At 57.4% G+C, this 6,250-nt stretch carries 6 protein-coding genes; 5 read left to right on the top strand and 1 reads right to left on the bottom strand.

The features are described from left to right. The first annotated feature begins 23 nt into the window (after window positions 1–23). The 4 genes from ACLQ7H_RS24075 to ACLQ7H_RS24060 are packed head-to-tail and all read left to right on the top strand — an operon-like array spanning window position 24 to window position 3,685. Window positions 24–392, top strand: a complete 369-nt coding sequence (locus ACLQ7H_RS24075) for a copper resistance protein (protein WP_411754844.1) — start codon at window positions 24–26, stop codon at window positions 390–392. A 50-nt stretch (window positions 393–442) separates the two neighbouring features. Continuing rightward, window positions 443–2,473, top strand: coding sequence for a protein-disulfide reductase DsbD family protein (locus ACLQ7H_RS24070; RefSeq protein WP_411754843.1), 2,031 nt, complete (start codon window positions 443–445; stop codon window positions 2,471–2,473). A 2-nt stretch (window positions 2,474–2,475) separates the two neighbouring features. Beyond that, a complete protein-coding gene (locus ACLQ7H_RS24065; RefSeq protein ID WP_411754842.1) occupies window positions 2,476–3,192 on the top strand; it encodes a DsbA family protein in 717 nt (238 codons plus the stop codon). Then, on the top strand, window positions 3,185–3,685 hold the full coding sequence (locus tag ACLQ7H_RS24060) for a protein disulfide oxidoreductase (protein ID WP_411754841.1): 501 nt from the start codon (window positions 3,185–3,187) through the stop codon (window positions 3,683–3,685). The genes ACLQ7H_RS24065 and ACLQ7H_RS24060 overlap by 8 nt, the downstream gene beginning before the upstream one ends. A gap of 67 nt (window positions 3,686–3,752) precedes the next feature. On the opposite strand, the gene ACLQ7H_RS24055 is transcribed toward ACLQ7H_RS24060, so the two are convergent. Then, a complete protein-coding gene (locus ACLQ7H_RS24055; RefSeq protein ID WP_411754840.1) occupies window positions 3,753–5,207 on the bottom strand; it encodes a PLP-dependent aminotransferase family protein in 1,455 nt (484 codons plus the stop codon). A 168-nt stretch (window positions 5,208–5,375) separates the two neighbouring features. On the opposite strand from ACLQ7H_RS24055, the gene ACLQ7H_RS24050 reads away from it, so the two are divergent. Continuing rightward, window positions 5,376–6,250 (top strand): DMT family transporter (locus ACLQ7H_RS24050; RefSeq protein ID WP_411754839.1); only part of this gene is annotated, 875 nt, incomplete at its 3' end.

Genomic DNA, 6,250 nt, shown 5'->3' with positions numbered 1-6,250 from the left:
GCAGATACGGCATTGAGGGCGTGATGATAAATCGGCAGCGGATTGCAAAATGGTTTTTAACCCTGGCTTGCCTGGTGGTACTGACGTGCCTCACCCAGCGCATGGCGGGTTTGCATACCTTGCAACTGGCCCTTGGCCTGCCCACCGTCAGCGTTAGCCAATCCTCGGCTAGCGGTGATGAAGAGGCCACGACAACAACCCCCTGTGAGCTGAGTGCCAAATCGCTGTTGGCCTCTCCTCCGGTGATGTTTGAAAACGTGCTGTTTGGCCTGGGGATGTTGCTGGTCCTGCTGGCTCCGATCATTGCTCCACGCCTGCCGTACCCTCCTGTACGCGTTATTTCCCCCATCACCCTCAGGGTGCATCTGCGATTATGCGTGTTCCGAGAATGAGTTAATCCCTCGTCAAACCGAGTGACTAATTCATTTTTTGGAGAACAATTATGTTGAAAATTATCAGGCTGGCGTTGGCTTGCCTGCTACTGCTTTGGCTACCTGCGACACAGGCGGCGGATAGCGGTTGGCTGCAAAGCCCGCAGAACGATCATGCGCAAGTCAAACTACGTGCCGACACCAGCAAGGCGGGCGAAACCCGCGTGCTGCTCGCTGTTGAGCTGGAAAAAGGGTGGAAAACCTACTGGCGCTCACCAGGGGCAGGGGGCATTGCACCAGCCATCTCTTGGCAGGGGAATCCGACATCGGCAACCTGGTTCTGGCCAACGCCACAGCGCTTTGACGTGGCAGGTCTCTCGACGCAGGGCTATCACCAGCGAGTAACTCTGCCTATCGTGTTAAAGGGTGCTGCGCCGCAGCAACTGGCGGGAACGCTTACCTTATCCACCTGCAACAACGTTTGCATCCTGACCGACTATCCATTCAATCTGGATCTCACCACTGCGGGTGATCCGCAGTTCAATCATGATTTTGCTCAGGCGATGGGGCAGGTGCCGATTGCCAATGGGCTGGTGGACAGTCTGCGAGCCGGTTATCTTAACGGCGAGTTGCAAATTACTGCGGAACGTACAGCGGGTTGGCAGCAGCCTGAGCTGTTCTTTGATACGGTGGCGGAGGCCGATTTGGGCAAGCCAACGGTCAGCAGTGATGGCGAAAGCCTGCAAGCGCGAGTTCCCGTGAGTGATGGTTGGGGAGACGCAGCACCGGATCTGCGTGGTAAACCGCTGCGGCTGGTTATCAGCGATGGTGGGATCGCTCAGGAGGCTACGCTGACCATTGGCGGGCCGCTTGCTTTGCCCTCCATGGCGGCTTTCCCTTTGTGGCAAGCGGTGTTGATGGCGTTAGCGGGTGGTTTCATTCTTAACCTGATGCCTTGCGTGCTGCCGGTGCTAGGGATGAAGCTAGGCTCCATCTTGCAGGTCGAACAGCGCGATCGGCGTAGCGTGCGTTGGCAATTTCTGGCCTCTTCCTTGGGGATCGTGGTGTCCTTTATGGCGCTGGCCCTGCTGATGACGCTGTTGCGCCTGAGCAATCATGCGCTGGGCTGGGGTATCCAATTCCAAAACCCGTGGTTTATCGGCTTTATGGTGCTGGTGACACTGCTGTTCAGCGCCAATCTGTTCGGCCTATTCCACCTGCAACTCTCTTCCTCGTTGAATACCAAGCTGGCCACCCATAACGGGCGTGGCTTGAGCGGCCATTTCTGGCAGGGGGCGTTTGCCACATTGCTGGCAACGCCTTGCTCGGCACCTTTCCTGGGAACGGCGGTGGCTTTTGCGTTGGCGGCTCCGTTGCCGGTGCTTTGGGGCATGTTTGTCGCGCTGGGGATTGGCATGAGCCTACCTTGGTTGCTGATTGCCGCCTGGCCTGCGCTGGCGTTACGCTTGCCGCGCCCTGGCCGCTGGATGAACGGAATGAGGCTGGTGCTGGGCCTGTTGATGCTGGTGTCTTCGCTCTGGCTGCTTAGCCTGATGACTAACCATATCGGCGTGAGGCCGACTCTGATTGCCGGTGCCATTTTGCTGCTCGGTTTATTGCTGGCAGTTTGGCGGCGGTTGGGGGCCCGTGCAGCTGGGATCGCTGCGGCCAGCGTGCTGGTGGTAGGCGGTTTGGCATTGCTGGCGGGGTCGTTAACGGCCAACCAGTGGCGACAGCCGTTACACGACAATATCGCTTGGCAACCGCTTTCTGAGCAGGCGATCGTACAGGCTCTGGCCGACAACAAACGGGTATTTGTCGATGTGACCGCCGACTGGTGTGTGACCTGCAAGGCAAATAAATACAACGTATTGCTGCGCGATGAGGTGCAGAAAGCACTCGGTGCCGAGGATGTGGTGGCGCTGCGTGGTGACTGGAGCCGCCCGTCCGAAAGCATCTCGACCTTCCTGCAACAGCGCGGCAGCGTTGCCGTTCCCTTTAACCAAATCTATGGCCCCGGCACGCCAGACGGCGAGGTGCTGTCACCGCTGCTCACTCGCGAAGCCGTTCTGCAAGCCCTGTCTACTGCCAAAGGAAACTAATAATGAACAAGTTACTGATGTTACTGCTACTGATTGTCACCCCGGTCTGGGCTGCGGCTCCTTTCACCGCCCAGCAGGAAGTGCGGATCAAAGAGCTGATCCGTGAAACGCTGGTCTCTAACCCAGATATTCTGGCGGAAGCGGTTAACGCCTGGCAGCAGCAAACCAACGGCCAGCAACTCGGCCAGGCGATTGAGCAAAATAGCAAAATCCTGTTCGACGATCCCGCCAGCCCAAGGTTGGGGGCCAAGAATGCCAAGCTGACGCTGGTGGCCTTTACCGATTACAACTGCCCGTACTGTAAGCAGTTTGATCCGAAGCTGGAGAAGATCGTCAACCAATATCCCGATGTGGCGCTGGTGGTGAAGCTGTTGCCGTTCAAAGGGGAAAGCTCGATCGCTTCATCGCGGGTGGCGCTAACGGCTTGGGAACAGCATCCAGAACAGTTCTGGCCGCTGCATCAACGCCTGATGGCGAAAAAAGGCTTTCATGACAACGCCAGCATCGCCGCAGCGCAAGAGAAAACCGGCGTTAAGCCGGTTGCACCTAGCGAGCAGAGTATGACCACGCTGCGCACCAATATGCAGTTGGCGGAACAGTTTGGCGTGCAGGGAACGCCTGCTACCCTGATTGGCGATCAGATGCTGCCGGGCGCGGTATCTTTTGAGGATCTGGAAGCGCTGGTGAAGCAGCAATTGGCGAAGGTCAACAATGGCTAGGTTGCGGCGCTGGATGCGCGAACTGCTGATTTTGCTGTTGCTCGTGCTGGGCGTGATGTTCGCCATGGACTGGTGGCGAGCCCCGCAGGCTCCCTTGACCTTTGACCAACAAATGCTGGAGACCCTGGACGGAGAGCCGGTGTCGTTGGCGCAGCTCAGTCAGGATAAACCTTTATTGGTCTATTTCTGGGCCAGTTGGTGCGGGGTTTGCCGCTTTACTACGCCTTACGTGGCCAAGCTGGTGGCAAACGGCGGTAACGTGATGACCGTAGCGCTGCGTTCGGGCGATGACCAGCAGGTTGAGCAGTGGCTGGCGGCTAAGAAGCTGCAATTGCCGGTCGTGAACGATGAGCAGGGCAAGCTATCGGCGCAGTGGCAGATTGGCGTAACGCCGACCCTCGTGGTGATCTCTCAGGGCAAGGTGGTGCAGAGCACCACCGGCTGGACCAGCTATTGGGGCATGAAACTGCGGCTCTGGTGGGCCAGTGTTTAGTCTTAAAGGTTAAATAACATTCCCGACCGTAGGGGCGCAGCTGCGCCCTATATTGCGGCAATCTCATTTAATTCCCCATAACCTCAACAATCGCCCGGCAAAGCCGGGCGATCCCTTCGGTAATCAGCTCCGGCGTATTGGCGGCAAAATTCAACCGCAACCCATGTGCGCCATGCTGTTCCTCAACGTAAAAGCATTCGCCACGGGCAAAGGTGACGCCCTGATGCCAGGCTATTGGCATTAACGTTGTAGTGCTAACGGCAGGTGGCAATTGCAGCCAGATAAACAGCCCTCCCGCAGGGATTTCAAACCGACAGCCCGGCGGCAGGTGCTCGTTTAATGCAGCCACCATCGCATCACGGTGCTGGCGGTATATCCTTCCTGCCCGGCGCAGCTGTTTGTCGTAGCTGCCAACGGTGACAAAGGCGTCCAGTGCACGCTGGATCAGGTTGGAACTGGTAAAGCTATCGACGTGCTTGAGCCGTGAGAATTGCAGATATTGTTCGCTGTCCGCCACCAGATAACCGATACGCATGCTGGGCAGCAGCATCTTGGAGAAGGTACTGACATAGATCACCGTGCCAGCAGGAGCCATGGCGCGCAGTGACGGCAGGTTTTTACCGTTGTAACGCAGATCGCCAACAAAATCGTCCTCCAGGATCACTATCCCGGCCTGCTGCGCCAACGCCAGCAAGCGGCTGCGGCGGGCTTCGCTCATACAACGCCCGGTGGGGTTATTGAAATTTGGGATGGTGTAGATCATTTTGGGCTGATGCCGGGCGATCAGCTCCGGTAATTGCTCAACGCACATGCCATGACGATCGCTGGGCACGGGAACAATGTTGATCTGGTGCAGGCGCAGCAGTCCCAGAGCTTCGGCATAGGTGGGCTCTTCGACAATCACCGTATCTCCTGGGCGTAATAGCGTCTGGAAAATCAGGCTGATGGCATGTTGCGAGCCGTTGGTGATCAGCACCTGTTCGGCACGGGTGGGGATACCTTGCGCGGTCAGGATCCGGCCCAGCGTGTCGCGCAGCGGGTAGTAACCACAATAATCGCCGTAGCTGAAGGCCTCTTCCGCATGACGGCTGAGGATCGACAGCAGGATCTTGCGGAACGCCTCCATTGGGAACACCTTGGGGCTACCGACGCCGGCGGCAAAGTTGATGATGTGCTCCGGCAAAGGAATATCCGGATACCCGTCCAGCCGCGACGTCGTGGTGGTGAAACGATCCGCAGGAAATAGCTCGCTGGATGCTGGCCGTTGCTGCATGGGGGCCGGTTGCAGGTGGCGGACATAGGCACCGCTGCCACGCCGCTGTTGTAACAATCCTTTGGCCGTCAGTTCGGCGTAGGCACTTTCTACCGTCAGGCGGCTGACCGAAAGCTCGGCGGCCAGGCTGCGGGTTGACGGCAATTTATCGCCATCGGCAAAGGTGCCGCCAAGAATGGCGCGGCGCAGCGCTTCTTCGATCTGTAGATACAGCGGAATGTCCTGCTGACGATCCAGTGGAATATGCATAAAATTGGCCCGGTCACAAAAGTCTGTTTTCACTATATCCCAGAGTAACAAGGCTTGGCACCGACAAAAGTGGCCTGCATAACATAGTGGCAAAGTGGCTATGGTGGCAAAATATGGCCGGGTTAAACTCTCCGCCAGAGGATTAAACGGTGGAATTTTGAGGGTGTTATGTCGTTACCGTCGGGTGTTGTAGCAGAACCGGTTATGGTCAGTGGAGGGCTCCTGCGAGGGACCAACCAGGGTTATGTGATCGCTATTCTCAGTGCCATGTTGCTGGCCTTCACCGCCATCATCATCCGTGCGCTGACCGAGTATTACCATCTGCCGACGTTGGTGCTGGCCTTCTGGCGTGCGGCCTTGGTGGCCCTGGTATTGTTACCGTTATTGCTGCTGTTCAAACCGCAATGGGCCTATCTGCGCCGTGAACAGGTGCCGTTCTACGCTAGCTACGGTTTGCTGTTGGCGCTGTTTAACAGCTTATGGACGTTGTCGGTAGCGCTCAATGGCGCCTCGGTGGCGACCATTTTGACCTATTGCTCGGTCGGTTTTACCGTGTTCCTGGGCTGGATGATGTACAACGAACGCCTCAGCCTGCGTGAGTTGTTGGTGATCGTGGTTAGCCTGGGCGGTTGCTTCCTGGTCAGCAACGGCGACAGCATGGGCAACAGCCGTTTTGATCTGTTGGGGCTGATGGTCGGTATGCTGTCCGGTATTGGTTATACCTTGTATACCCTCGGCGGGCGCATCGCCAGCGAGCGGCGTTACCCGGTGTGGAATACCATCCTGTATGTATTTGGTTTTTCCGCCGTGTACCAATGGTTGTTCAACACCTTGCTGACGTTGTTCCCCTTGGCGGCATTTCACGGTATGGCGGGGGACCTGTGGTTTCTGTCCCAGGGAGTTCAAGGCATTCAGTGGAGTGGTTGGCTGTTGCTGCTCACGCTGGTCGCCGGGCCAACGCTGCTGGGATTTGGCCTGTACAATATCAGCCTGAAAACCCTGCCGCTGGCGGTGGCCAACCTGATCCTGTCGCTGGAGCTGGT

Origin of the sequence: Serratia sp. (in: enterobacteria) (genome assembly GCF_046715635.1) — a bacterium.
Classification (GTDB): domain Bacteria; phylum Pseudomonadota; class Gammaproteobacteria; order Enterobacterales; family Enterobacteriaceae; genus Chania.
Note: the sequence above shows the minus strand (reverse complement) of the source record. Positions and strands in the feature narration are given on the sequence as shown.

Excerpts from the sequence above, each read along its gene's own strand:
- ACLQ7H_RS24060 (WP_411754841.1), top strand. The coding sequence starts at position 3,185 with ATGGCTAGGTTGCGGCGCTGGATGCGCGAACTGCTGATTTTGCTGTTG.
- ACLQ7H_RS24055 (WP_411754840.1), bottom strand. The coding sequence starts at position 5,207 with ATGCATATTCCACTGGATCGTCAGCAGGACATTCCGCTGTATCTACAG.
- ACLQ7H_RS24065 (WP_411754842.1), top strand. The coding sequence starts at position 2,476 with ATGAACAAGTTACTGATGTTACTGCTACTGATTGTCACCCCGGTCTGG.
- ACLQ7H_RS24075 (WP_411754844.1), top strand. The coding sequence starts at position 24 with ATGATAAATCGGCAGCGGATTGCAAAATGGTTTTTAACCCTGGCTTGC.
- ACLQ7H_RS24070 (WP_411754843.1), top strand. The coding sequence starts at position 443 with ATGTTGAAAATTATCAGGCTGGCGTTGGCTTGCCTGCTACTGCTTTGG.